The 24,996-nt window shown below is 70.7% G+C and carries 25 protein-coding genes; 23 read left to right on the top strand and 2 right to left on the bottom strand.

Going from position 1 to position 24,996, the window contains the following annotated elements; all coding sequences use genetic code 11:
* Window positions 1-101: 101 nt before the first annotated feature.
* The 5 genes from M2283_RS33060 (at window position 102) to ftsH (ending at window position 7,918) form a co-directional block, all read left to right on the top strand.
* A complete protein-coding gene (locus M2283_RS33060) occupies window positions 102-1,424 on the top strand; it encodes an ammonium transporter (RefSeq protein WP_280880145.1) in 1,323 nt (440 codons plus the stop codon).
* Window positions 1,421-1,759, top strand: a complete 339-nt coding sequence (locus M2283_RS33055; RefSeq protein ID WP_123997477.1) for a P-II family nitrogen regulator — start codon at window positions 1,421-1,423, stop codon at window positions 1,757-1,759. Before M2283_RS33060 ends, M2283_RS33055 begins: the two co-directional genes overlap by 4 nt.
* Before the next feature lie 24 nt (window positions 1,760-1,783).
* On the top strand, window positions 1,784-4,231 hold the full coding sequence (locus M2283_RS33050; protein WP_280880144.1) for a [protein-PII] uridylyltransferase: 2,448 nt from the start codon (window positions 1,784-1,786) through the stop codon (window positions 4,229-4,231).
* An 84-nt stretch (window positions 4,232-4,315) separates the two neighbouring features.
* Window positions 4,316-5,860: a signal recognition particle protein gene (gene ffh / locus M2283_RS33045; protein WP_280880143.1), complete on the top strand. Its 1,545-nt coding sequence runs from the start codon at window positions 4,316-4,318 to the stop codon at window positions 5,858-5,860.
* A gap of 120 nt (window positions 5,861-5,980) precedes the next feature.
* Window positions 5,981-7,918, top strand: a complete 1,938-nt coding sequence (gene ftsH / locus M2283_RS33040; protein ID WP_280880142.1) for an ATP-dependent zinc metalloprotease FtsH — start codon at window positions 5,981-5,983, stop codon at window positions 7,916-7,918.
* An 8-nt stretch (window positions 7,919-7,926) separates the two neighbouring features.
* Here ftsH and M2283_RS33035 read toward each other — a convergent pair whose 3' ends face one another.
* Window positions 7,927-8,781, bottom strand: coding sequence for a class I SAM-dependent methyltransferase (locus M2283_RS33035; RefSeq protein ID WP_280880141.1), 855 nt, complete (start codon window positions 8,779-8,781; stop codon window positions 7,927-7,929).
* Window positions 8,782-8,977: 196 nt separating this feature from the next.
* Between M2283_RS33035 and proS the strand changes: the two genes are divergently transcribed.
* The 18 genes from proS (at window position 8,978) to M2283_RS32945 (ending at window position 24,112) form a co-directional block, all read left to right on the top strand.
* A complete protein-coding gene (gene proS / locus M2283_RS33030) occupies window positions 8,978-10,393 on the top strand; it encodes a proline--tRNA ligase (protein ID WP_280880140.1) in 1,416 nt (471 codons plus the stop codon).
* A gap of 261 nt (window positions 10,394-10,654) precedes the next feature.
* The gene (locus M2283_RS33025; RefSeq protein WP_280880139.1) at window positions 10,655-11,257 is read left to right on the top strand and encodes a hypothetical protein; all 603 of its coding nucleotides are present in this window, start codon (window positions 10,655-10,657) and stop codon (window positions 11,255-11,257) included.
* Window positions 11,258-11,531: 274 nt separating this feature from the next.
* The gene (gene rpsP, locus M2283_RS33020; protein ID WP_280880138.1) at window positions 11,532-11,960 is read left to right on the top strand and encodes a 30S ribosomal protein S16; all 429 of its coding nucleotides are present in this window, start codon (window positions 11,532-11,534) and stop codon (window positions 11,958-11,960) included.
* Between the two features lie 2 nt (window positions 11,961-11,962).
* Complete coding sequence (locus tag M2283_RS33015; protein ID WP_005479813.1) at window positions 11,963-12,202, top strand: RNA-binding protein; 240 nt, start codon at window positions 11,963-11,965, stop codon at window positions 12,200-12,202.
* An 87-nt stretch (window positions 12,203-12,289) separates the two neighbouring features.
* Entirely contained in the window at window positions 12,290-12,832 is a 543-nt protein-coding gene (gene rimM, locus M2283_RS33010) for a ribosome maturation factor RimM (RefSeq protein ID WP_280880137.1), read from the top strand.
* A complete protein-coding gene (gene trmD, locus M2283_RS33005) occupies window positions 12,832-13,665 on the top strand; it encodes a tRNA (guanosine(37)-N1)-methyltransferase TrmD (RefSeq protein ID WP_280880136.1) in 834 nt (277 codons plus the stop codon). The genes rimM and trmD overlap by 1 nt, the downstream gene beginning before the upstream one ends.
* A gap of 133 nt (window positions 13,666-13,798) precedes the next feature.
* A complete protein-coding gene (gene rplS, locus M2283_RS33000) occupies window positions 13,799-14,149 on the top strand; it encodes a 50S ribosomal protein L19 (RefSeq protein ID WP_123997467.1) in 351 nt (116 codons plus the stop codon).
* A 45-nt stretch (window positions 14,150-14,194) separates the two neighbouring features.
* Window positions 14,195-14,947 (top strand): signal peptidase I, encoded by a 753-nt coding sequence (lepB, locus tag M2283_RS32995; protein WP_280880135.1) that lies wholly within the window; start codon window positions 14,195-14,197, stop codon window positions 14,945-14,947.
* A complete protein-coding gene (gene lepB / locus M2283_RS32990; RefSeq protein WP_280880134.1) occupies window positions 14,940-16,049 on the top strand; it encodes a signal peptidase I in 1,110 nt (369 codons plus the stop codon). Before lepB (M2283_RS32995) ends, lepB (M2283_RS32990) begins: the two co-directional genes overlap by 8 nt.
* A complete protein-coding gene (gene lepB, locus M2283_RS32985) occupies window positions 15,937-16,920 on the top strand; it encodes a signal peptidase I (protein ID WP_280880133.1) in 984 nt (327 codons plus the stop codon). Before lepB (M2283_RS32990) ends, lepB (M2283_RS32985) begins: the two co-directional genes overlap by 113 nt.
* Window positions 16,921-17,021: 101 nt before the next feature.
* Complete coding sequence (gene lepB, locus M2283_RS32980; RefSeq protein ID WP_280880132.1) at window positions 17,022-17,801, top strand: signal peptidase I; 780 nt, start codon at window positions 17,022-17,024, stop codon at window positions 17,799-17,801.
* On the top strand, window positions 17,791-18,303 hold the full coding sequence (locus M2283_RS32975; protein WP_280880131.1) for an NUDIX hydrolase: 513 nt from the start codon (window positions 17,791-17,793) through the stop codon (window positions 18,301-18,303). The genes lepB (M2283_RS32980) and M2283_RS32975 overlap by 11 nt, the downstream gene beginning before the upstream one ends.
* Before the next feature lie 56 nt (window positions 18,304-18,359).
* Complete coding sequence (locus M2283_RS32970) at window positions 18,360-18,668, top strand: DUF2469 domain-containing protein (RefSeq protein WP_003965949.1); 309 nt, start codon at window positions 18,360-18,362, stop codon at window positions 18,666-18,668.
* 157 nt (window positions 18,669-18,825) lie between these two features.
* The gene (locus tag M2283_RS32965) at window positions 18,826-19,188 is read left to right on the top strand and encodes a YraN family protein (RefSeq protein ID WP_280880130.1); all 363 of its coding nucleotides are present in this window, start codon (window positions 18,826-18,828) and stop codon (window positions 19,186-19,188) included.
* A gap of 1 nt (window position 19,189) precedes the next feature.
* Window positions 19,190-20,815, top strand: coding sequence for a YifB family Mg chelatase-like AAA ATPase (locus M2283_RS32960; RefSeq protein WP_280880129.1), 1,626 nt, complete (start codon window positions 19,190-19,192; stop codon window positions 20,813-20,815).
* A 326-nt stretch (window positions 20,816-21,141) separates the two neighbouring features.
* Entirely contained in the window at window positions 21,142-22,323 is a 1,182-nt protein-coding gene (gene dprA, locus M2283_RS32955; RefSeq protein ID WP_280880128.1) for a DNA-processing protein DprA, read from the top strand.
* 270 nt (window positions 22,324-22,593) lie between these two features.
* Window positions 22,594-23,436, top strand: coding sequence for an RNA polymerase sigma factor WhiG (gene whiG / locus M2283_RS32950; RefSeq protein WP_280880127.1), 843 nt, complete (start codon window positions 22,594-22,596; stop codon window positions 23,434-23,436).
* A gap of 118 nt (window positions 23,437-23,554) precedes the next feature.
* Window positions 23,555-24,112, top strand: coding sequence for a TetR/AcrR family transcriptional regulator (locus M2283_RS32945; RefSeq protein ID WP_280880316.1), 558 nt, complete (start codon window positions 23,555-23,557; stop codon window positions 24,110-24,112).
* Between the two features lie 42 nt (window positions 24,113-24,154).
* On the opposite strand, the gene M2283_RS32940 is transcribed toward M2283_RS32945, so the two are convergent.
* A complete protein-coding gene (locus tag M2283_RS32940) occupies window positions 24,155-24,769 on the bottom strand; it encodes a M23 family metallopeptidase (RefSeq protein ID WP_280880126.1) in 615 nt (204 codons plus the stop codon).
* Between the last annotated feature and the right edge of the window lie 227 nt (window positions 24,770-24,996).

Raw genomic sequence — 24,996 nt, 5'->3', positions numbered from 1 at the left:
GAAACCGCGCTGCGCCAATCTCATGGCGCATAACCGGCCCACCCCTCATGACCGCTCAGGCTTCGCCCGCACGGGGCCGTACCAACGACGAGGAGACGCCGATGGCACCAGCCATCACGCTTGCCGCAGACAAGTTGTCTGCCGCCAACACAGGCTTCATGCTTATCTGTTCCGCCCTGGTGCTGATCATGACCCCGGGCCTCGCCTTCTTCTACGGAGGCATGGTCCGCGTCAAGAGCACGCTCAACATGCTGATGATGAGCTTCATCAGCATGGGGATCATCACGATCCTGTGGGTGCTCTACGGCTTCTCCATGTCGTTCGGAACCGACCACGGCTCGCTGATCGGCTGGGAATCCGACTTCGTCGGCTTCAGCGGCATCGACAAGATGGACATCTGGTCGGGGTACACGATCCCGGTCTTCGTCTTCGCCGTCTTCCAGATGATGTTCGCGATCATCACGCCGGCCCTGATAAGCGGCGCGATCGCCGACCGCGTGAAGTTCACCGCCTGGTCGCTCTTCCTCGTCCTGTGGGCGACGATCGTGTACTTCCCGGTCGCGCACTGGGTCTGGGGCACCGGTGGCTGGGCCTTCGAGCTCGGTGTGATCGACTTCGCCGGTGGTACGGCGGTCCACATCAACGCGGGTGCCGCCGCGCTCGGCGTGATCCTCGTCATCGGCAAGCGCGCCGGCTTCAAGCGTGACCCGATGCGTCCGCACAGCCTCCCGCTGGTCATGCTCGGCGCCGGTCTCCTGTGGTTCGGCTGGTTCGGCTTCAACGCCGGTTCGTGGCTCGGCAACGACGACGGCGTCGGCCCGCTGATGTTCGTCAACACGCAGATCGCCACCGCGGCCGCCATGCTCGCCTGGCTCGCCTACGAGAAGATCCGCCACGGCGCGTTCACCACTCTGGGCGCCGCCTCCGGCGCGGTCGCCGGTCTGGTCGCCATCACCCCGTCCGGCGGTGCGGTCAGCCCGCTCGGCGCGATCGCGGTCGGTGTCATCGCCGGTGTCGCCTGCGCCGCGGCCGTCGGCCTGAAGTACCGCTTCAACTACGACGACTCGCTCGACGTCGTCGGCGTCCACATGGTCGGCGGTGTCGTCGGCTCCCTGCTCATCGGCTTCTTTGCCAGCGGCAAGGGCCAGTCCGACGTGGAAGGCCTCTTCTACGGCGGCGGCATGACGCAGTTCTGGAAGCAGTGCGCCGGTGTCTTCGCCGTCCTGGCCTACTCGCTGATCGTCTCCGCTGTCCTCGCCTTCATCCTCGACAAGACCATCGGTATGCGGGTCAGTGAGGACGAGGAGATCTCGGGCATCGACCAGGCCGAGCACGCCGAGACCGCATACGACTTCAGCGGCGCCGGCGGTGGCATCGGTGGCGGCGCGCTGGCCGCCGCGGAGACGAAGAAGGTGGACGCATGAAGCTCATCACCGCCGTCGTGAAGCCGCACCGGCTCGACGAGATCAAGGAGGCCCTGCAGGCCTTCGGGGTCCACGGTCTGACGGTCACCGAGGCCAGCGGCTACGGTCGTCAGCGGGGACACACCGAGGTCTACCGCGGTGCCGAGTACACGGTGGACCTGGTACCGAAGATCCGTATCGAGGTACTCGCCGAGGACGACGACACCGAGCAGCTGATCGACGTCATCGTCAAGGCCGCACGCACCGGCAAGATCGGTGACGGCAAGGTCTGGTCCCTCCCGGTCGAGACGGCCGTACGGGTACGGACCGGCGAGCGCGGACCGGACGCGCTCTAAAAGAAGAGGAACAGGAGTCGCTGGGTGTCGAGCACGGACGTGCGCAACGAAGCAGAGGATTCGGGACCCAGCGGCTACGCGGCGGCCCGGCTGCGCCTCCTCCAGGAGGGGGCGCGGTCCGGGCCGCCGCGCCGTGCCGCCCTGGCCGAACTGACGGACGACTGGCTGTCGGGGCTCTTCACCGCCGGCGCCGCGGACCTGCGGGGCATCTCCCTGGTCGCCGTCGGCGGCTACGGCCGCGGCGAGCTCTCCCCGCGCAGCGACCTGGACCTGCTCCTCCTGCACGACGGCGCCGACTCCGGCGCGGTGGCCGCCCTGGCCGACCGCATCTGGTACCCGGTCTGGGACCTCGGCCTCGCCCTGGACCACTCGGTCCGCACCCCGGCCGAGGCCCGCAGGACCGCCGGCGAGGACCTGAAGGTCCAGCTCGGCCTCCTGGACGCCCGCCACCTCGCGGGCGACCTCGGCCTCACCGCCGCCCTGCGCACGTCGGTCCTCGCCGACTGGCGCAACCAGGCACCCAAACGCCTCCCCGAACTCCAGGAACTCTGCGCCGAGCGCGCGGAGCGCCAGGGCGAGCTGCAGTACCTCCTGGAACCCGACCTCAAGGAAGCCCGCGGCGGCCTGCGCGACGCCACCACCCTGCGCGCCGTCGCCGCCTCCTGGCTGGCAGACGCCCCGCGCGAGGGCCTCGACGACGCCCGTCGGCGACTGCTCGACGTCCGCGACGCACTGCACCTGGCCACCGGCCGCGCCACCGACCGGCTCGCCCTCCAGGAGCAGGACCAGGTCGCCGCCGAACTCGGCCTGCTCGACGCCGACACCCTGCTGCGCCAGGTGTACGAGGCCGCCCGCGTCATCTCGTACGCCAGTGACGTCACCTGGCGCGAGGTGGGGCGCGTGCTCAGGTCGCGGGCGGTGCGGCCGCGGCTGCGCGCCATGCTCGGCGGCAACAAGCCCGTCCCCGAGCGCTCGCCGCTCGCCGAGGGCGTCGTGGAGCAGGACGGCGAGGTGGTGCTCGCGCGGGCCGCGCGCCCCGAGCGCGACCCCGTCCTCCCGCTGCGCGCCGCCGCTGCCGCCGCACAGGCCGGCCTGCCGCTCTCCCTGCACGCCGTACGGCGCCTGGCGGCCACCGTGCGCCCGCTGCCCACACCCTGGCCCGCCGAGGCGCGCGAACAGCTGGTGACCCTGCTCGGTTCCGGGCAGCCCACCATCGAGGTCTGGGAGGCGCTGGAGGCGGAGGGCCTGATCACGCGGCTGCTGCCGGACTGGGAGCGGGTGCGCTGCCGGCCGCAGCGCAACGCCGTGCACATCTGGACCGTCGACCGGCACCTGATCGAGACCGCCGTACGCGCCTCCGAGTTCACCCGCCGGGTCAGCCGCCCCGACCTCCTCCTGGTCTCCGCGCTGCTGCACGACATCGGCAAGGGCTGGCCCGGCGACCACTCGGTGGCCGGCGAGATCATCGCCAAGGACGTCGCCGCCCGCATCGGCTTCGACCGCACGGACGTCACGGTGCTCTCCACCCTCGTACGCCATCACCTCCTCCTCATCGAGACCGCCACCCGGCGCGACCTGGAGGACCCGGCCACCGTGCGCGCGGTCGCCGAGGCGGTCGGCACGCAGAGCACGCTGGAGCTGCTGCACGCGCTGACCGAGGCGGACGCGCTGGCCACCGGGCCCGCGGCCTGGTCGTCCTGGCGCGGGTCCCTCGTCGCCGACCTGGTGAAGCGGGTCGCCGCCGTGCTCGCCGGGGACGTCCCGGAGGAGCCCGAGTCCGCCGCGCCCACCGCCGAGCAGGAGCGGCTCGCCATCGAGGCGGTCGCCACCGGCAGCCCGGTCCTCGCCCTGCGCGCGCAGACCGAGCCGCCGACGGAGGACCAGCCGGCCGGGGATCCGGAGCCGCTCGGCGTGGAGCTGCTGATCGCCGTACCCAACCAGCCCCGGGTGCTGCCCGCGGTGGCCGGCGTCCTCGCGATGCACCGGCTTACCGTGCGCACCGCCGAACTGCGCGCGCTGGACCTGCCGGACGGCGTCGAGGGCTCCGTGCTGCTGCTGAACTGGCGGGTCGCCGCCGAGTACGGCTCGCTGCCCCAGGCCGCGCGGCTGCGGGCCGACCTGGTCCGCGCCCTGGACGGCTCCCTGGACGTCGCGGGCCGGCTCGCCGAGCGGGACGCCGCGTATCCGCGCCGCCGCGGTGTGGTGGCACCGGCGGCGCGGGTGACGGTCGCGTCCGCCGCCTCGCGCTTCGCCACCGTGATCGAAGTGCGCGCCCAGGACGCCCCCGGACTGCTGTTCCGGATCGGCCGGGCCCTGGAGGACGCGGGCGTCCTGATGCGCAGCGCGCACGTCTCCACACTGGGCGCGAACGCCGTCGACGCCTTCTACGTGACCGGGCCCGAGGGCGCCGTCCTGCCCGGCGAGGAAGCGGCGTCCGTGGCGCGCAAACTGGAGGAGATGCTCCGGGGATGACGCGGGATCCCGGTGCCGTACCGAGCCGGGATACCCTGGAGGGCGATTCCCCAGTAGCCACCGACCCCGAGGACCGCGAGCGCCGTGTTCGATACTCTCTCCGATCGCCTCTCAGCCACTTTCAAGAACCTGCGCGGCAAGGGACGGCTCTCCGAGGCGGACATCGACGCCACCGCGCGCGAGATCCGGATCGCGCTGCTCGAAGCGGACGTGGCCCTGCCCGTCGTACGGACGTTCATCAAGAACGTCAAGGAGCGTGCCCTCGGCGCCGATGTGAACAAGGCGCTGAACCCGGCCCAGCAGGTCCTGAAGATCGTCAACGAGGAACTCGTCACGATCCTCGGCGGCGAGACCCGGCGCCTGCGCTTCGCCAAGAACCCGCCGACCGTGATCATGCTCGCGGGTCTGCAGGGTGCCGGTAAGACCACCCTCGCGGGCAAGCTGGGCAAGTGGCTCAAGGACCAGGGGCACTCGCCGCTGCTCGTCGCCGCCGACCTCCAGCGCCCGAACGCCGTGAACCAGTTGAGCGTCGTCGCCGAGCGGGCCGGGATCGCGGTCTACGCGCCCGAGCCGGGCAACGGCGTGGGCGACCCGGTCAAGGTCGCCAAGGACTCCATCGAGTTCGCGAAGTCCAAGGTCCACGACATCGTGATCGTGGACACCGCAGGCCGCCTCGGCATCGACCAGGAGCTGATGCAGCAGGCCGCGGACATCCGCGACGCCGTCTCGCCGGACGAGATCCTCTTCGTCGTCGACGCGATGATCGGCCAGGACGCGGTCAACACCGCCGAGTCCTTCCGTGACGGCGTCGGCTTCGACGGCGTGGTGCTCTCCAAGCTCGACGGTGACGCGCGCGGTGGTGCGGCCCTGTCGATCGCCTCGGTCACCGGCAAGCCGATCATGTTCGCGTCGAACGGCGAAAAGCTGGAGGACTTCGACGCCTTCCACCCTGACCGGATGGCCTCCCGCATCCTCGACATGGGTGACCTGCTCACCCTGATCGAGCAGGCGGAGAAGACGTTCAGTCAGGAAGAGGCCGAGAAGATGGCCTCCAAGCTGGCGTCCAAGAAGGGCCAGGACTTCACCCTGGACGACTTCCTGGCCCAGATGGAGCAGGTCAGGAAGATGGGCAGCATCTCCAAGCTGCTCGGCATGCTGCCCGGCATGGGGCAGATCAAGGACCAGATCAACAACCTGGACGAGCGGGACGTCGACCGCACGGCCGCGATTATCAAGTCGATGACCCCGGCCGAGCGCCAGGACGCGACGATCATCAACGGCTCCCGCCGTTCCCGTATCGCCAAGGGCTCCGGCGTCGAGGTCAGCGCGGTCAAGAACCTGGTCGAGCGGTTCTTCGAGGCCCGCAAGATGATGTCCCGCATGGCCCAGGGCGGCGGCATGCCCGGGATGCCGGGCGTACCGGGCATGGGCGGCGGCCCCGGCCGCAGCAAGAAGCAGCCGAAGAAGGCCAAGGGCAAGCAGCGCTCCGGCAACCCGATGAAGCGCAAGCAGCAGGAGCTGGAGGAGGCCCAGCGGCGCGAGGCCGGCGGCGGCGCGTTCGGCGTGCCGGGCCAGCAGGCGCCGCAGGACTTCGAGCTGCCGGACGAGTTCAAGAAGTTCATGGGCTGAGTCTCAGGAAGTGCATGGGCTGACAGCCCCTTTACGTCGTCGAGGGCGCCCTTCTCCGGAGGGGTGCCCTCGACGCATGCTGGGCGTGCCGACGTCTGTTCCGTGTCGTAACGTCCCGATATGACCAACCCTGCGCCGCCGCGCAAGTCGCCCGACCAGCCCTGGCGTACCGAGGGCACCCCGGACGAGCCCCCGAAGCCGTCGCCGGGCGGGAGGAAGATGCGCGGCGGTTGGTGGAGCCTGATCCTGACCGCGCTGGTCGTCTACCTGATCGCCAACCTGGTGCTGTCGTTCTTCAACGAGGGCGACGAGCCGACGATCTCGTACACGGAGTTCAGCAAGCAGGTCGACGCGGGCAACGTCAGCAAGATCTACGCCAAGGGCGACGCGATCCAGGGCCAGCTCAAGAAGGGCCAGGACAACCCCGAGGGCGACGGCAAGTACACCAAGTTCAACACCGAGCGGCCGACCTTCGCGGACGACCAGCTCTGGGAGGACCTGACCAGGCACAACGTCACGGTCACGGCGGAGCCGGTCGTCCAGCACCGTAGTTTTCTGGCCAATCTGCTGATCTCGCTGGCCCCGATGCTGCTCCTGGTCGTCCTGTGGATCTTCATCGCCCGGCGGATGAGCGCGGGCATGGGCGGCGCGGGCGGCATGCTCGGCCGCAAGGCCCCGCCCAAGCCCGTCGAGTTGGAGCCGGGGCAGCAGCGGACCACCTTCGAGGACGTGGCCGGTATCGACGAGGTCGAGGGCGAGCTGAACGACGTCGTCGACTTCCTCAAGAACCCCGACGCCTACCGGAAGATGGGCGCCAAGATGCCCCGGGGCGTGCTCCTGGCGGGCCCGCCCGGCACCGGCAAGACGCTGCTCGCGCGGGCGGTCGCGGGGGAGGCGGGGGTGCCGTTCTTCTCGGCGTCCGCCTCCGAGTTCATCGAGATGATCGTCGGTGTCGGTGCCTCACGCGTGCGTGAACTGTTCGCCGAGGCCCGCAAGGTGGCCCCGTCGATCATCTTCATCGACGAGATCGACACCATCGGCCGGGCCCGCGGCGGCGGTTCGGGAATGGGCGGTCACGACGAGCGCGAACAGACCCTGAACCAGATCCTGACCGAGATGGACGGCTTCTCCGGCTCGGAGGGCGTCATCGTCATCGCGGCCACCAACCGCGCCGACGTCCTGGACCCGGCCCTCACCCGCCCAGGCCGCTTCGACCGGGTGGTCGTGGTCTCGCCGCCCGACCGCGGCGGCCGCGAGGCGATCCTGGAGATCCACACCCGCCAGATCCCGCTCGCCCCCGGAGTGGACCTGGCCCAGGTCGCCCGTACGACCCCGGGCATGACCGGCGCCGAACTCGCCAACCTCGCCAACGAGGCCGCCCTCCTCGCGGTCAAGCGCAAGCAGGACCAGGTCACCCAGGCCGACCTCTCGGAAGCCCTGGAGAAGGTCCAACTGGGCGCCGAACGCCCGCTGGTGATGCCCGTGGAGGAGCGCCGCCGCACCGCCTACCACGAGAGCGGCCACGCCCTCCTGGGCATGCTCCAGCCCGGCGCCGACCCCGTCCGCAAGATCACCATCGTCCCGCGCGGCCGGGCCCTGGGCGTCACCCTCTCGACGCCGGACGCGGACAAGTACGCGTACACCGAGGAGTACCTGCGCGGCCGGATCATCGGCGCCCTCGGCGGCATGGCCGCGGAACAGGTCGTCTACGACGTGATCACCACCGGCGCCGAGAACGACCTCGAACAGGTCACCAACATCGCGCGCGGCATGGTCGCGCGGTGGGGGATGAGCGAACGGGTGGGCCGCCTTTCGGCCCTCCCGAACGACGCCCAGCAGGCGTACGGCCTCGCCGCCGCGCCCCAGACCCTCGACGTCATCGACGACGAGATGCGCCGCATCGTCGACGAGTGCTACGAGGAGGCCTGCCGCAAACTCCGCGACCACCGCGGCCAGTTGGACACCCTGGCCGCGGCGCTGCTGGAGAACGAGACGTTGGAGGAGACGGACGCGTACCGGATCGCGGGCGTCACGCGCCTGAGGAAAGAGGACTCCTAGGAGGTCCGTTAAGGCGTACGCGCGATCAGATACCGGAACACGTTCGGCATCCACACCGTCCGGTCCCGCCGCTGATACGGGTGCAGGGCCTCCGCCAGCTCCTTGTCCACCTGCGCCTGGTCGGTCGCGGTGATCGCCGCGTCGAAGAGACCCGTCGACAGCAGCCCTCGTACGGCACTCTCCACGTCGGCGTACCCGAACGGGCACGACACCCGTCCCGAGCCGTCCGGCTTGAGGCCGGCCCGCTGGGCGACCTCCTCCAGGTCGTCGCGAAGGGCGGGGCGCCAACTGCCCGCGCTGCGCAGCGGATCCGCCAGTCTGGTGGCCACCCGCAGCACGGACGACGTGGCGCAGCGTTCCGGCGGACCCCAGCCGGCCAGCACCACGGGCGCCCCGCGCTCGGCGAGCGGAGTCGCCGCCCGCAACTGCCCGCCGAGTCCCTCCGAGTCGCCCGCCAGACACCCGATGGGCTCGAAAGCCGTCACCAGGGTGTACGCGGGCGTCTCCGCGTCGGCCGCGTCCCCGGGTGTGCCGTCGACGATCCGGGTGTCCCCACGCGTGCGTGCGCCCCAGGCCGTCGGGAGCAGCCGCTCGCGCGCGAGGGCGAGTCGTTCGCGGGAGGAGTCGACACCGCTGACCGCCGCGCCTCTGGCGGCCCCCATGAGAAGGGCGAGGCCACTGCCGCAGCCCAGGCCCAGCAGCCGGGTGCCGGGGCCCACTTCCAGTCGCTCGTAGACGGCCTCGTAGAGCGGCACCAGCATCCGCTCCTGGATCTCGGACCAGTCACGCGCGCGTGCACACAGGTCCACGCGGGACGTCTCGTCCGCGTGAGGAGGGTGCTGCCGCACGAGCGTAGGTGTCATCAAAGCGCCCCAATCCGCCGAGAGTTGTCGCTGTGCCCGTATCCATTGCCCCCGAGACGTGCGTGCACTTCCCCCGCATTGCCAGGTAACTCCGCACCAGCAGCCGCGTCCAGGGTTTCTCGGGTCCTGCTTGTGGCTGCGGTATGTCTGTGGCGAGATTTCACATCCCGGCAACTTGGACCCGTACCATCGCGCCATGGCTAAGGCACCCGTGCTCACTCCCCGAGCGGACGACTTCCCGCGTTGGTATCAGGACCTGATCAACAAGGCCGAACTGGCCGACAACGGTCCGGTGCGCGGCACCATGGTCATCCGACCGTACGGGTACGGGCTGTGGGAGCGGATGCAGGCCGAGATGGACGGGCGGATCAAGGAGACGGGTACGCAGAACGCGTACTTCCCGTTGCTGATCCCGCAGTCGTACTTCGCCAGGGAGGCCGACCACGTCGAGGGCTTCGCGCCCGAGCTGGCCGTGGTCACCCACGGTGGCGGCAAGGACCTGGAGGAGCCCGCGGTCGTCCGGCCCACCTCCGAGATGATCATCAACGACTACTTCTCGAAGTGGATCCAGAGCTACCGTGACCTGCCCCTGCTGATCAACCAGTGGGCGAACGTGGTCCGTTGGGAACTGCGCCCCCGCCTGTTCCTGCGCACCACCGAGTTCCTCTGGCAGGAGGGCCACACCGCGCACGCGACCTTCGAGGACGCCCGCGACTTCGCCGCGCACATCCACCGCCAGGTCTACGAGGACTTCATGGTGAAGGTCCTCGCGATGGACGTCGTGGCGGGCCGCAAGACGGTCAAGGAGCGGTTCGCCGGCGCCATCAACACCCTCACGCTCGAAGGCATGATGGGCGACGGCAAGGCCCTCCAGATGGCCACCAGCCACGAGTTGGGCCAGACCTTCGCGAAGGCGTTCAACACCCAGTACCTGTCGAAGGAAGGCAAGCAGGAGCTCGTCTGGCAGACCTCCTGGGGCTCGACGACCCGCATGATCGGCGCCCTGGTGATGATGCACGGCGACGACAACGGCCTGCGCGTCCCGCCCAACCTCGCGCAGACCCAGGCCGTCGTCCTCGCCATCAAGGGCGACGAGGCGGTTCTGGCCAAGGTCCGCGAGATCGGCGATCAGCTGAAGGCGGCGGGCGTACGGGTCCAGGTCGACGACCGCACGGACGTACCGTTCGGGCGCCGCGCCGTCGACTGGGAGCTCAAGGGCGTGCCCGTGCGCATCGAGGTCGGCCCCCGTGACCTGGAGAACGGCACCGCGATGCTGGCCCGCCGGATCCCCGGGGGCAAGGAGCCGGTGGCGCTCGGCTCCCTCGTAGGACTGCTTCCCAAGGTGTTCGAGGAGGACCAGGCGCTGCTTCTCGCGCAGTCACGGGAGCGCCGGGAGTCCCGCACCTCCGACGTGGCGACGGTCGAGGAGGCCGTGGAGGTCGCCGCGGCCGGGGGCTGGGCGCGCATCCCGTGGGCGGATCTCGGCACGGAGGGCGAGGTCAGACTGGCCGAGCACGCGGTGACCGTACGGTGTCTGGTCGCCGAGGACGGGTCGGTGCCCGACAGCGACGAGCAGCCCGGTAACGTCGCGGTCGTCGCACGCGCTTACTAGGGCGGGGCCCTTGCGTCGCGAGAGCGACCGAAACGCCCCTTGCGCATCTGCGGATCGCAGCCGCACCGGCGTGTGGACATCATCTACGCGTCGGTGCGTACGTCAGGCTACGTACCGGCTTGGTATGAGCTGTGAGGCTTCTCCGCAGATCAGCGCACCCGCCCTCGTCCGGACGCATCAGCGGCAACTGACGGGTACGTGCAAATTATTTGGGATGGCCCGGAATAGGAACACAGCGGCACCCCCGCTCGTTGTCATTACGTGAGCACGACACAGACACCACCTGTTCTCGCCGCAGAGCTGGCACAGGCGTGGGCCGACATTCAGCGGTACCACCCCGAGTTGCCCGACCTTGCCGCGCCAGAGTCCCTGATCGGAGAGTCGTCGTCCGCGTGCGGACACGAGCTCTCCTTCGAGCGACTGCTCCATGAGGCAGTCCACGGCATCGCCGCCGCCCGCGGAGTCCGCGACACCTCGCGCGCCGGCCGCTACCACAACCGCAGATTCCTCGCGATCGCCGAGGAGCTGGGCCTGGACCACCAGGAGGAGCCCCACCCGAGCAGCGGTTTCTCGCTGGTCACGCTCAACCCCGAGGCCAAGCGCCGGTACCGCCCGACCATCGAGCGGCTCCAGCGCGCCCTGAAGGCCCACACCGCGGCCACCTCCTCGGACACCGGCCGCTCCTTCCGCGGTCCGGCCGCCCGCCACGGCTCCTCCGGGGGCGGCGTGCGGGTCAAGGCCGTGTGCGACTGCGGTCGTAACGTGCGGGTCGTCCCGTCCGTCCTCGCCCAGGCGCCGATCGTCTGCGGGGGCTGCGGGAAGCCGTTCCGGATCCCGGAGGTCGTGGGCGCGGCGGCCGGCTGACGGGTGCGGCTGCTCGTGGCGGCCGCACTCGGGACGGCGCAGTGGCGTGCGCAGCCCGAGGGCACCCGGGACGCCGGGTGCACCTCAGGCATGCCCACGCACTCCCGGGGGCGAAGGGACCCGCAGGGTGTGGCACAATGGCTAGCTGTACTCGACAGCCGCACAGGAACCCTCTCGCCTCCGGCTGACGCGTCCATCGGGCACTCGGGTACCGCAACCCCACGCGGCCGTCCCGCCGTGCCCAACCACGTCAAAACCAGGAGAACCTACTCCCGTGGCAGTCAAGATCAAGCTGAAGCGTCTGGGCAAGATCCGTTCGCCTCACTACCGCATCGTCGTCGCCGACTCCCGTACCCGCCGTGACGGCCGGGCCATCGAGGAGATCGGTCTGTACCACCCGGTGCAGAACCCCTCGCGCATCGAGGTCGACACGGACCGCGCGCAGTACTGGCTGGGTGTCGGCGCGCAGCCGACCGAGCCCGTCCTCGCCATCCTCAAGCTGACCGGCGACTGGCAGAAGTTCAAGGGCCTGCCGGCCCCGGCGCCGCTGCTCGTGGCCGAGCCGAAGGCCGCGCGCCCGGTGTTCGACGCCCTCGGTGGCGACGACGCGAGCAAGGGTGAGGCCATCACCCAGAAGAAGAAGGCCGACAAGAAGGACGAGGCCGCGGCCGAGTCCTCCTCGTCCGAGTCGACCGAGGCCTGAGCATGCTCGAGGAGGCTCTCGAGCACCTCGTGAAGGGCATCGTCGACAACCCTGACGATGTGCAGGTCGCCTCGCGCGACCTGCGCCGCGGGCGCGTGCTGGAGGTCCGGGTCCACCCGGACGACCTCGGCAAGGTGATCGGCCGCAACGGCCGCACCGCACGCGCTCTGCGCACCGTCGTGGGCGCCATCGGCGGTCGCGGTGTCCGCGTCGACCTTGTCGACGTGGACCACGTCCGCTGACGCCGAGACACGTAGCACCGGCTCGGGCCGGGGAGGGCCAGTGGGCCGTCCCCGGCCCGTCGTCGTCATGACAGGAGATCCAGAGAAGTGCAGTTGGTAGTCGCCCGCATCGGTCGCGCCCATGGCATCAAGGGCGACGTCACCGTCGAGGTCCGTACCGACGAGCCGGAGCTCAGGCTCGCCCCCGGCGCGGTGCTGGCCACCGACCCGGCCGCCACCGGCCCGCTCACCATCGAGACCGGCCGCGTCCACAGCGGCCGGCTCCTCCTGCGCTTCGAGGGCGTCAACGACCGCAGCGCGGCCGAGGCCCTGCGCAACACCCTCCTGATCGCCGAGATCGATCCCGAGGAGCTGCCGGAGGAGGAGGACGAGTACTACGACCACCAGCTGATGGACCTGGACGTGGTCACCCGGGACGGCACCGAGATCGGCCGCATCACCGAGATCTCGCACCTGCCCTCCCAGGACCTCTTCATCGTCGAGCGGCCCGACGGCAGCGAGGTGATGATCCCGTTCGTCGAGTCGATCGTCGTCGAGATCGACCTGGAGGAGCAGCGGGCGGTCGTCGACCCGCCGCCCGGACTGATCGACGACCAGGCGGAGGTCGCCTCCAGCCGGGACGAGTCCTGATGCGGCTCGACGTCGTCACGATCTTCCCCGAGTACCTGGAGCCCCTGAACGTCTCCCTGGTCGGCAAGGCACGCGCGCGTGGACAGCTGAACGTGCACGTGCACGATCTGCGCTCCTGGACGTACGACCGCCACAACACGGTCGACGACACCCCCTACGGCGGCGGCCCCGGCATGGTCATGAAGACCGAGCCCTGGGGCGATGCGTTGGACTCCGTCCTGGCCGACGGCTACGAGAGCGGCTCCCGCGCCCCCGCGCTGATCGTCCCCACCCCCAGCGGCCGTCCCTTCACCCAGGAACTCGCCGTCGAGCTCTCCGAGCGCCCCTGGCTGATCTTCACGCCCGCGCGCTACGAGGGCATCGACCGCCGGGTGATCGACGAGTACGCGACGCGGATGCCGGTCTACGAGGTGTCCATCGGCGACTACGTGCTGGCCGGCGGCGAGGCCGCCGTACTGGTCGTCACGGAGGCCGTGGCGCGGCTGCTGCCCGGCGTCCTCGGCAACGCCGAGTCCCACCGGGACGACTCGTTCGCGCCCGGCGCGATGACCAACCTCCTGGAGGGGCCCGTCTACACCAAGCCGCCCCTGTGGCGCGGCCGTGACATCCCGGACGTGCTGCTCAGCGGGCACCACGGGAAGATCGCCCGCTGGCGCCGCGACGAGGCGCTCAGGCGTACGGCCGCCCACCGGCCCGACCTGATCGAGCGCTGCGAGCCCAAGGCCTTCGACAAGAAGGACCGCGAGATGCTCTCCATCCTGGGCTGGGCGCCGGATCCGGAGGGCGAGCCCCACGGCCGATTTTGGCGCAGGCCGGACGGCGTGGGAGAATAGGTCGCTGTTGTGCGTCGTCCGGCGTGCGCCCCTGCCACAGGGGGACACGACGCCCGCCCCGACCCGGACAGCATCCTTCAGAGAACCTAGTTCCCGGTGATGACCTGTGGCATCAGCGAAGAAAGCAGACGAAATGTCCAACCTGCTCGACATCGTCGACGGCGCATCGCTGCGCACCGACATCCCGGCCTTCCGCCCGGGCGACACGGTCAACGTGCACGTCCGCGTCATCGAGGGCAACCGCTCCCGTGTGCAGCAGTTCAAGGGCGTGGTGATCCGTCGCCAGGGTGCCGGCGTCCGCGAGACCTTCACGGTCCGCAAGGTCTCCTTCTCCGTCGGCGTCGAGCGCACCTTCCCGGTGCACACCCCGATCGTGGAGAAGATCGAGCTCGTCACCCGCGGTGACGTGCGTCGCGCGAAGCTGTACTACCTGCGCGAGCTGCGCGGCAAGGCCGCGAAGATCAAGGAGAAGCGCGACAACTGAGCGCTCTCCGGGCGTCACAGAGGGGCCGGATAGCATCTGGCTCCGATGGACACCGAAGCACAGTCGACGGAGCGCGACCGCTCCTCCAGCCCTTCCGACTCCCCGGGGACATCCGGGGAGAACTCGGACACAGAGGGTTCGGAGGGCCGGTCGCGTTTCGCGTTGGTGGCGTGGATCACCGACTGGCTGCCCGGCGGGTTCATCACCCTGACCGCACTGGTCTGCCTGGTGTTTTTGCTGCTCCTCAACGCTTTCGTGGTCCAACCCTTCCAGATTCCCAGCGGATCCATGGAGAACGGATTGAGGATCGGCGACCGCGTTCTCGTAAATAAGTTGGCGTACCGTTTTGGTGCCGAGCCGCGGCGCGGTGATGTCGTCGTGTTCGACGGAACCGGTTACTTCGGGAACGGCGACTACGTCAAACGGGTAGTGGGTGTGGGGGCAGACCACGTGGTCTGCTGTGACAAGGAGGGGAGGCTCCAGGTGAACGGCCGGTCGGTCGACGAGTCGACGTTCCTGTTCCCCGGCGACGGTCCGTCCACGGTCCCCTTCGACGTCCGCGTGCCCGACGGCACCCTCTTCGTCCTCGGCGACCACCGCAGCGACTCCAGCGACTCCCGCGACCACCTGGGCTCGCCCGGCGGCGGCATGATCCCCGTGGCCGACGTCGTGGGACGCGCCGACTGGATCGCCTGGCCCACCGACCACTGGACCCGCCTGCACCGTCCGAGCGCCTATGCGCGCGTGCCCGCCGCGGAGGCGACCGCGTCTGAGAAGGGGGACGGTGCGCATGGGTAACCGCGGCAGACCGCGAGGCTCGGTGCCCAGCAACCCTTTCGGCACCGAGAACCTGCTTCCCACCGGCTCCCGGCGCACCAGCAGCGCCCCGGCGGGCGACGGCCGCTCCCGTGCCGATCGGCGCAAGCTGCAGCGCAAGGTCAAGCGCCGCCGACGGCGCAGCGCGGTCAAGGAGATACCCCTCCTCGTCGGCGTCGCCGTCCTCATAGCCCTGGTCCTGAAGACCTTCCTGGTGCAGGCGTTCGTGATCCCGTCCGGCTCCATGGAGCAGACGATCCGGATCGGCGACCGTGTCCTGGTGGACAAGTTCACCCCGTGGTTCGGCTCCGAGCCCAAGCGCGGGGACGTCGTCGTCTTCAAGGACCCCGGCGGCTGGCTCGACGACGAGCAGACCACCACCAAGAAGAGCGACCCCATCGTGATCAAGCAGGTCAAGGAAGGGCTCACCTTCATCGGCCTGTTGCCGTCCGACAACGAGAAGGACCTCATCAAGCGGGTCGTCGGCGTCGGCGGCGACAACGTCAAGTGCTGTGACACGCAAGGCCGGGTCACCGTCAACGGTGTTCCCCTGACCGAGGGCGACTACCTGTATCCCGGAAACGCCCCCTCCATCCAGCAGTTCGACATCACCGTCCCCAAGGGGCGGCTGTGGGTGATGGGCGACCACCGCGCCAACTCGGCTGATTCCCGGGCACATCAGGACACCGACTACGGCGGAACGGTCTCCCTGGACTCTGTGGTGGGCCGCGCCAAGGTCATCGCCTGGCCGTTCGGGCACATGACCAGCCTCAACGAACCTAAAACTTTCGCCTCCGTTTCCAACTCGGTGTCGGGGACGACCGCCGTCCCCCAGCTGTCGCATAGGGTTGCCTCCGACGATCCGAACGGAACGATCCAACTCCCGAGCCCTGCGGAACTCCCGCTCGTTATGGGAGTGGTGGGCCTGCGCCGTACATGGGGCAGGCGGCGGCACAGAGTAAGGAGTTGGCGTGGGGGATGTGGCGGTTGGCGCACGGTCCGGACACGACGGCGAGGAGCACCGCGGGCAACCCGCGGAAGCAGCCGTCCCGGCCGCGGACAGCGCCGTGACCCCCGGGAGTGACTCCGGGGCGACCAGTGACGCTCCGGCGTCCGGCGAGCGGACCCGGGCCGAGGACCGGGGTCCGGGCGATCCGACGCCGGGGCCGAAGAAGCCCCGCTCCTTCTGGAAGGAGCTGCCGATCCTGATCGGCATCGCGCTCGTGCTCGCGCTGCTGATCAAGACCTTCCTGGTGCAGGCGTTCTCGATCCCCTCGGACTCGATGCAGAACACCCTCCAGCAGGGCGACCGGGTCCTGGTCGACAAGCTCACCCCGTGGTTCGGGTCGGAGCCCGAGCGCGGCGAGGTCGTCGTCTTCCACGACCCGGACAACTGGTTGGCGGGCGAGCCCACGGCCGACCCGAATGCGCTGCAGAAGGTCCTCAGCTGGATCGGCCTGATGCCGTCCGCCGAGGAGAAGGACCTCATCAAGCGCGTCATCGGCGTCGGCGGCGACACGGTCTCCTGCAAGGGCACCGGACCGGTGAAGGTCAACGGCAAGGCACTGAACGACACTTCGTTCGTCTACGCCGGCAACACGCCGTGCAGCGTGGACGATCAGGGCGGTCAGTTCACGGTGAAGATCCCCAAGGGCTACATCTGGGTGATGGGCGACCACCGCCAGAACTCCCGCGACTCCCGCTACAACCAGGACGACGCGCACCACGGCATGGTCCCGGTCAAGGACGTCGTCGGCCGCGCCATCGTCATCGCCTGGCCGATCAACCGCTGGGACACCCTCCCGGTCCCGGACACCTTCGACCAGCAGGGCCTGAGCGACCAGTCCTCGGCGTCCGGAGCCCTGACGGCCGCGCCCGACGCGGTCGCCCTCGCCGGAATGGTGCCGGTGGCCCTGTGGCGCCGGCGGCGGATCGCGCCCGCCGAGACCCGCTGAGGCGGCTCGCAGCATCCCTTCGTGAAGCCCTCGTGGAGCTGTGACCCCGGTCCCCGTGAGGGGCTGACCGGGTCAGGTACCGCCGGGTAGGGTGCGGATCCATGGGTGGCGAGAGCATGACGCGTACGGCCCCGCACAGCGGCGGCACAGGCACGGGCCCGGTGGGCAGCCGGACCGGACAGCGACTGTCCGGACTGGCGGTCGCACTGGGCATTGTGCTGTTCCTTGGAGGGTTCGCCTGGGGAGCGGTGGTCTACAAGCCGTACACCGTGCCCACCAGCTCGATGACGCCGACGATCGACGCCGGTGACCGGGTGCTGGCCCAGCGCGTCGACGGCGGCGAACTGCACCGGGGCGATGTCGTCGTCTTCAACGACAAGAGCTGGGTGACCAACGCGGCCGTGGTCAAGCGCGTGGTCGCGGTCGGCGGTGACAAGGTCTCCTGCTGCACGAACGGCAAGCTGACCGTCAACGGCAAGCAGATAGACGAGCCGTATCTGCCCAAGGGCAGCCTCGCCGAGATCACGAACTTCCCGTCCGTCACCGTGCCCAAGGGCCGGCTGTTCCTGCTCGGCGACGAGCGCCAGGGCTCCCTCGACTCCACCGCCCACCTCACGGACGCGGCGAACGGCACGGTCTCGCGCAGTGCCGTGACGGCCCGCGTCGACGCGGTCGTCTGGCCCATGAACGGCATGCTGAAGAAGCCGACCGGCTTCGAGGAGCTGGGCGCCCTCTCCACGCCGGGCCCGCTGCGCACGATCGTCGCGCTGATCGTCGTAGGTGCGGTGCTCGTTCTGGGCGGCGGCGCGTACGGCCCGATCGCCAAGCGGCTGGGCGGCCGCCGCGCCCGGAATCGGACGGAGCCCGTGGGTGCCCGCTGAGGCGACGGACACCTACGAGGGCGGGTTGCGCAAGGTCGCCCGGGTCGTGCTGCTCGACCCCGACGACCGCATCCTGCTCCTGTACGGCCATGAGCCGGACGACCCCTCCGACGACTGGTGGTTCACCCCGGGCGGCGGCGTCGAGGGCGAGGAGACCCGCGAGCAGGCCGCCGTGCGGGAACTCGCCGAGGAGACCGGCATCACCGACATCGAACTCGGCCCGGTGCTGTGGCGGCGGATGTGCTCCTTCCCGTTCGCCGGTCGGCGCTGGGACCAGGACGAGTGGTACTACCTGGCCCGTACGACGCAGACGGTGACCCAGGCCCTGGGGCTGACCGAGCTGGAGCGGCGCAGCGTCGCCGGAGCGCGTTGGTGGACCTGTCAGGAACTGACCCGGGCACATGAGACGGTGTATCCGACCAGACTCGCCGAGCTGCTGCGCAGGCTGCTCGACGAAGGTCCCCCGCCCGGCCCGGTGACCCTTGACCCAGAAATCGTCTAGGGGCATGCGGGACTGGCGCACAATGGTGGGATCGCACGGCTGAAGGGGAACATGCCATGAGCGCCGAGGACCTCGAGAAGTACGAGACCGAGATGGAGCTGAAGCTCTACCGGGAGTACCGCGATGTCGTCGGTCTGTTCAAATACGTGATCGAGACCGAGCGGCGTTTCTACCTGACCAACGACTACGAGATGCAGGTGCACTCGGTCCAGGGTGAGGTGTTCTTCGAGGTGTCGATGGCGGACGCGTGGGTCTGGGACATGTATCGCCCGGCCCGCTTCGTGAAGCAGGTCCGCGTCCTCACGTTCAAGGACGTGAACATCGAAGAGCTCAACAAGAGCGATCTGGAGCTGCCGGGCGGGTGACGGCGGCTGTGACGGTCGTTCGTGCGGGCGATACTCACCCGAGCGGGTGAGGGTCCCTCGTGTGGGTGGCGGAGTTTTCCACAACCGGTGAGTAGCGCACCAAGATCAACTTGATCCGCCCGGTTGCGTGAGCGTTGGCGCCGGAGGTGGTGCCGACATGAACGCACGAAGCGCACTCGGCAAGTACGGAGAAGACCTCGCCGCGCGGCGACTGAGCGAGGCCGGCCTGACCGTCCTGGAGCGCAACTGGCGCTGCGGGCGGACCGGCGAGATCGACATCGTGGCCCGGGACGGGGACGTCCTGGTGGTCTGCGAGGTGAAGACCCGCAGGGCGGGTCCCTTCGAACATCCCATGGCCGCGGTCACGCCGACCAAGGCGGAGCGGCTGCGCACCCTCGCGGAGCGCTGGGCCCAGGAGCACGGGGGCGCACCGCCGGGAGGCGTCCGCATCGACCTGGTCGGCGTCCTGCTCCCCGATCGCGGCGCACCCGTGGTCGAGCACGCGCGGGGGGTGGCCTGAGATGGCGTTCGCACGGACGTGCTCGGTGGCCCTGGTGGGCGTCGAGGGAGTGGTCGTCGAGGTCCAGGCCGACCTCGAACCGGGGGTCGCGGCGTTCACGCTGGTCGGCCTGCCGGACAAGAGTCTGACGGAGAGCCGGGATCGGGTACGGGCGGCGGTGGTGAACTCCGGGGGCGAGTGGCCGCAGAAGAAGCTGACGGTCGGGCTCAGCCCGGCGTCGGTGCCCAAGGCGGGCAGCGGGTTCGACCTCGCTGTCGCGTGCGCGGTGCTCGGCGCCAGTGAGCGGATCGACCCGCGGGTGCTCGCCGACATCGTGATGATCGGGGAGCTGGGCCTGGACGGGCGCGTGCGACCGGTCCGGGGCATCCTGCCCGCGGTACTGGCCGCCGCCGACGCCGGCTACGAGCAGGTGGTGGTGCCGGAGTGCGCCGCCGCGGAGGCCACGTTGGTGCCCGGCATCTCGGTGCTGGGCGTCCGCAGCCTGCGCCAGCTCATCGCGGTGCTCACGGACGAGCCCGTACCCGAGGAGACGCCCGACGACCTGGGCCGCCCGGATCCGCTCCTCGCAGGGCTGCGGGTACCGGGCACCGGAGCGGCCACGGGCATGCACAGCATGGGCGCCGCACAGCATGACCACGGCCATGACCTGGCCGATGTCGTGGGCCAGATGTCGGCGCGCACCGCCGTGGAGGTGTCGGCCGCGGGCGGACACCACCTGTTCCTGGAGGGACCGCCCGGCGCGGGCAAGACGATGCTCGCGGAGCGGCTGCCCGCCGTCCTGCCCCCGCTCGGCCGGGAGGAGTCCCTGGAGGTCACGGCGGTGCACTCGGTGGCCGGGCTGCTGCCCCCGGGCAAGCCCCTCGTCGACGCGGCTCCCTACTGCGCCCCGCACCACTCGGCCACGATGCAGTCGCTCGTCGGTGGCGGCCCGGGCATCCCGAGGCCCGGTGCGGTCTCGCTGGCCCACCGGGGCGTGCTCTTCCTCGACGAGGCGCCGGAGTTCCACAGCCAGACCCTCGACGCCCTGCGGCAACCGCTGGAGGCGGGGCACGTGGTGATCGCGCGCAGTGCCGGGGTGGTGCGGTTCCCGGCACGCTTCCTGATGGTGCTCGCGGCCAACCCGTGCCCCTGCGGACGTTTCTCGCAGCTGAACTCCCTGTGCGACTGCCCGCCCTCGACGATCCGCCGCTATCAGGCGCGGCTGTCCGGACCGCTGCTCGACCGGGTCGACCTCCGGGTCGAGGTCGACCCGGTGACCCGCGCTCAACTCACCGCGCCCGGCGCCCGGGGCGAGTCCACCGCGACGGTCGCCGACCGGGTCAGGGCGGCACGGGAGCGCGCGACCGAACGGTTCACGGGCACCCCGTGGCGCAGCAACAGCGAGGTGCCGGGGCGCGAGCTGCGCAGCCGCTGGCATGCGACGCCGGGGGCCATGGACGAGGCCGAGCGCAGCCTGGAGCGGGGGGTGCTCAGCGCCCGCGGCATCGACCGGGTGCTGCGCGTGGCCTGGACCGTGGCCGACCTCGTGGGCCACGACCGGCCCGACGCGACCGACGTGGCCCTGGCGCTGCAACTGCGCACCGGAGTGCCCCGAGGGGTGCCGATGGCCATCGGGGCGCTGACATGAGCGCGGAGGAGGAAGCCGGGGCGGGGCCGGTGGGCGGTCGCCCTGGGGCCGGGCCGACGGGCGGTGGCCCTGGGGTCGAGCCAGCGGGCGGCGGTCCCGGAGGCGGGCCGACGGGCGGTGGCCCTGGGGTCGGGCCGGTGGGCGGTGGTTCTGGGGTCGGGCCGGCGGGCGGCGGTCCCGGGGTCGGGCCGGTGGGCGGTGGTTCTGGGGCCGGGCCGGTGGGTGGCGGTTCCGGAGGCGGGCTGGCGGGCGGTGGTTCTGGGGTCGAGTCGGTGGGCGGCGGTCCCGGGGTCGGGCCGGTGGGCGGTGGTTCTGGGGCCGGGCCGGTGGGTGGCGGTTCTGGAGGCGGGCCAGCGGACGGCGGTCCCGGGCCCGAGCTGCTCGCCGTCGTTCACCTCACCCGCGTCCTCGAACCGGGGGACGAGACCTGCGGACGGTGGGTCCGGGAGCTGGGCGCCGAGGAGGTGCTGGAGCGGTTGCGCGGCCGTGGCCCGCAGCTCGCCGGGGTGACCCACAAACGGTGGGCCGGGTTGCGGGCGCGGACCGAGCGGGCCGAGCCCGAACGGGACCTCGCCGTGGCGCGGGCCGCCGGGGTCAGGTTCGTCCGGCCCGGAGACGCCGAGTGGCCCGCGCAGATAGACGACCTCGGGGACGCGCGTCCGCTCGGGCTGTGGGTGCGCGGTCCGGCGAGCCTGCGGATGTGGGCGCTCAGATCCGTCGCCGTCGTGGGCGCGCGGGCCTGCACCGAGTACGGGGCACACATGGCCGCGACCCTCGCCGCCGGGCTCGCCGAGTGCGGCTGGGTGGTCGTGTCCGGCGGCGCCTACGGGGTCGACGCCGCCGCACACCGGGGCGCGCTCGGCGCCGGTGGTGCCACCGTCGCGGTGCTTGCCTGCGGGGTGGACCGGCCCTATCCGCGCGGACACACGGAGTTGATCGGCAGGATCGCGGAACAGGGCCTGGTCGTGGGCGAGTTGGCGCCCGGTGAGCATCCGACAGCGAGCAGATTCATCGTCCGCAACCGAGTGATCGCCGCGTTGACCCGGGGCACCGTGGTCGTCGAGGCCGCCTACCGCAGCGGCTCGCTGGTCACCGCACGGGCCGCACGGCGGTTGGGGCGCCACACGATAGGGGTGCCGGGGCCGGCGACCAGTGCGCTCTCCGCCGGCGTGCACGAACTGCTGCGCGCCGACGCCGTGCTGGTCACCGACGCCGCCGAAGTCGTCGAACTCGTCGGCGACATGGGGGAGCTGGCTCCGGAACGGCGCGGGCCGGTGCTGCCCCGGGACCTGCTGGACCCGGCTGCCCGGCACGTCCTCGCCGCACTGCCCGCCCGCGGCGCGGTGCCGGCCGACGGGATCGCCCGCGATGCGCAGACCACGGAGGACGACGCGATCGCGAGACTGTACGAACTCCGATCACTCGGTTACGTCGAACGACACGGCGACGGCTGGAAGTTGACACGCCAGGCGATGTTGTCCGTCGGAGCGGATCGGGGCCGATGCTGACCGAGCGTGTTCGGCCGTCCGGGGGAGGCCGGACACCTTTGGAAATCCCGGCAGTTGGCGCTCCGTGATGATCACTTAGAGCGACTGTCTTGACGCGGTGAGTGGTCGACGGGACACCTTCGGGTACACCTCGGGCGCCCGCCATCGCTCACCGCGACACTCCAGTCACGCTACGCTCACGTGAATTCCGACGCAGACAGGCAACTCGACATCAGACCGACAGCTCACCCAGGCAGCCCCGATTCACGGCAGAACGGCACAAGGCGACGAATGCCCCAGCACACTTCCGGGTCCGACCGGGCGGCGATCCCGCCAGCCGCCCGCGACGGTGGCAGCGTGCGACCGCCCGCTCCCTCGACGCTCGACGAACTGTGGCGGTCGTACAAGGCGACGGGCGACGAGCGGCTGCGGGAGCAGCTGATCCTGCACTACTCGCCGTTGGTGAAGTACGTGGCGGGACGGGTCAGCGTCGGTCTGCCGCCCAACGTGGAGCAGGCCGACTTCGTCTCCTCGGGGGTGTTCGGGCTCATCGACGCGATCGAGAAGTTCGACGTCGACCGGGAGATCAAGTTCGAGACGTACGCGATCACGCGGATCCGGGGCGCGATGATCGACGAACTCAGGGCGCTGGACTGGATCCCGCGGTCCGTGCGGCAGAAGGCGCGGAACGTGGAGCGGGCGTACGCGACCCTGGAGGCGCGGCTGCGGCGGACCCCGTCGGAGGGGGAGGTGGCCGCCGAGCTGGGCATCCAGGTGGACGAACTCCACGCGGTGTTCAGCCAGTTGTCGCTGGCGAACGTGGTGGCGCTGGAGGAGCTGCTGCACGTCGGAGGCGAGGGCGGCGACCGGCTCAGCCTGATGGACACGCTGGAGGACACCGCCGCGGACAACCCGGTGGAGGTGGCCGAGGACCGGGAGCTGAGACGCTTCCTGGCGCGGGCGATCAACACCCTGCCCGACCGCGAGAAGACCGTCGTCACGCTCTACTACTACGAGGGCCTCACCCTCGCCGAGATCGGGAACGTGCTCGGTGTCACCGAGAGCCGGGTCAGCCAGATCCACACCAAGTCGGTGCTGCAGCTGCGCGCGAAGCTGGCGAGTTTCGGCCGCTGAGCGGTGGGGTGCCGCCCGCTGGAGCGAGGGCGAGTGACGCCCGTCCCGGTGGAGAGACTCCCGCCCGGCGAGGCACGTCCGTAGAGTGGTTGACGTGCCAAGGATTCGAGCGGCCTCCGTGGCCGAGCATCGGTCGATGCAGCGAGCCGCCCTGCTGGACGCGGCGCGGTCCCTGCTGTCCGAGGGCGGGACGGAGGCGCTGACCTTCCCCGCGCTCGCCGAGCGGACGGGGCTCGCGCGCTCGTCCGTGTACGAGTACTTCCGGTCGAGGGCCGCCGTGGTCGAGGAGCTGTGCGAGGTCGACTTCCCGGTCTGGGCCGCGGAGGTCGAGGCGGCCATGGAGCGGGCGGAGACGGCCGAGGGCAAGGTCGAGGCGTACGTCCGCCGGCAGCTGGCCCTGGTCGGCGACCGGCGCCACCGCGCCGTCGTGGCCATCTCCGCGAGCGAACTGGACGCGGGCGCCCGGGAGAAGATCCGCGCCGCACACGGCGGCCTCGTCGCGATGATCGTCGAGGCCCTGGCGGAACTGGGCCACGAACAGCCCCGCCTCGCGGCGATGATGCTCCAGGGCGTCGTGGACGCGGCCGTCCGCCGGATCGAACTCGGCGCGGCCGAGGAGCCGTCGGTGATCACGAACGCGGCGGTGAGCATGGCGCTTCGGGGTGTGCGGGGCTGACGGGGCGCGGCGTTGGGGTCCACGGGTTGACCACGCGCGGCGTCACCCTGCGTACGAGGCCGACTCCGGCGGCAGCGGTACGTCCAGGACCGGGAGCAGGCGGGACGGGCCCGTGTGTAGTAGCCAGGGTGGCAGCAGGGTGAGCGGGTCCAGGTAGGCGTCGCCTCGCAACAGGCCCCAGTGCACGCAGGTGACCGGGCAGTGCGTGGCCGTTGGTTCCACTGTGCCTACCGGCTCGGCGGCCGCCACCGCGTCGCCCTTCTTCACTGACGCCCGTACCGGTTCATATGTCGTGCGTACGTCTGTGCCGGTCAGTTCCACGGAGACCACGCCCCGGCCGGCCACACGGCCCGCGAAGGAGACCCGGCCGGCGGCTACCGCGCGCACCGGAGTTCCCGGGGTGGCGGCCAGGTCCACGCCGCGGTGACCGGGGCCGTACACCGTCGCCGGTGGCTCCCATCCTCGTAGGACCGTTGGCCGGGTGCCCACCGGCCAGGCCCGTCCGATCGCCGGGGCCCGCTCGCCCGGGTCGGGGGGTGGTGGCTGGGCGTCCGCTCGGGCCCATGGGGCCAGGAGGGCTGGCGCCGAGCCCAGTAGCAGGGCTACCACCAGCCTCGCGTATCGCTTCCACAGCCGTGTACATCGCTTCTCTCGCATGCGAGAACGGTCTCGTGGTCCGGCGATCATGGCCGGGATCTGTGGACTACTCCCCGGTTGTGGACAGCGGCGTCACCCGGTACCTCCAGGGTCCCGTACACTTCTTCTGGCGATCCGGGTCACCGGGTCGACTTCGCACGCCCCGACACGCGGCCGGCAACGGTCCCTGTCAGCGCCCCTCGGTCCCTCGTGGCACGGCGCATGTGGGCGTCAGGCGCGGAAGCCGT

The sequence above is a fragment of the Streptomyces pseudovenezuelae genome (assembly GCF_029892565.1).
Classification (GTDB): Bacteria; Actinomycetota; Actinomycetes; order Streptomycetales; family Streptomycetaceae; genus Streptomyces; species Streptomyces pseudovenezuelae_A.
This window is presented reverse-complemented; position numbering and strand designations above follow the sequence as displayed.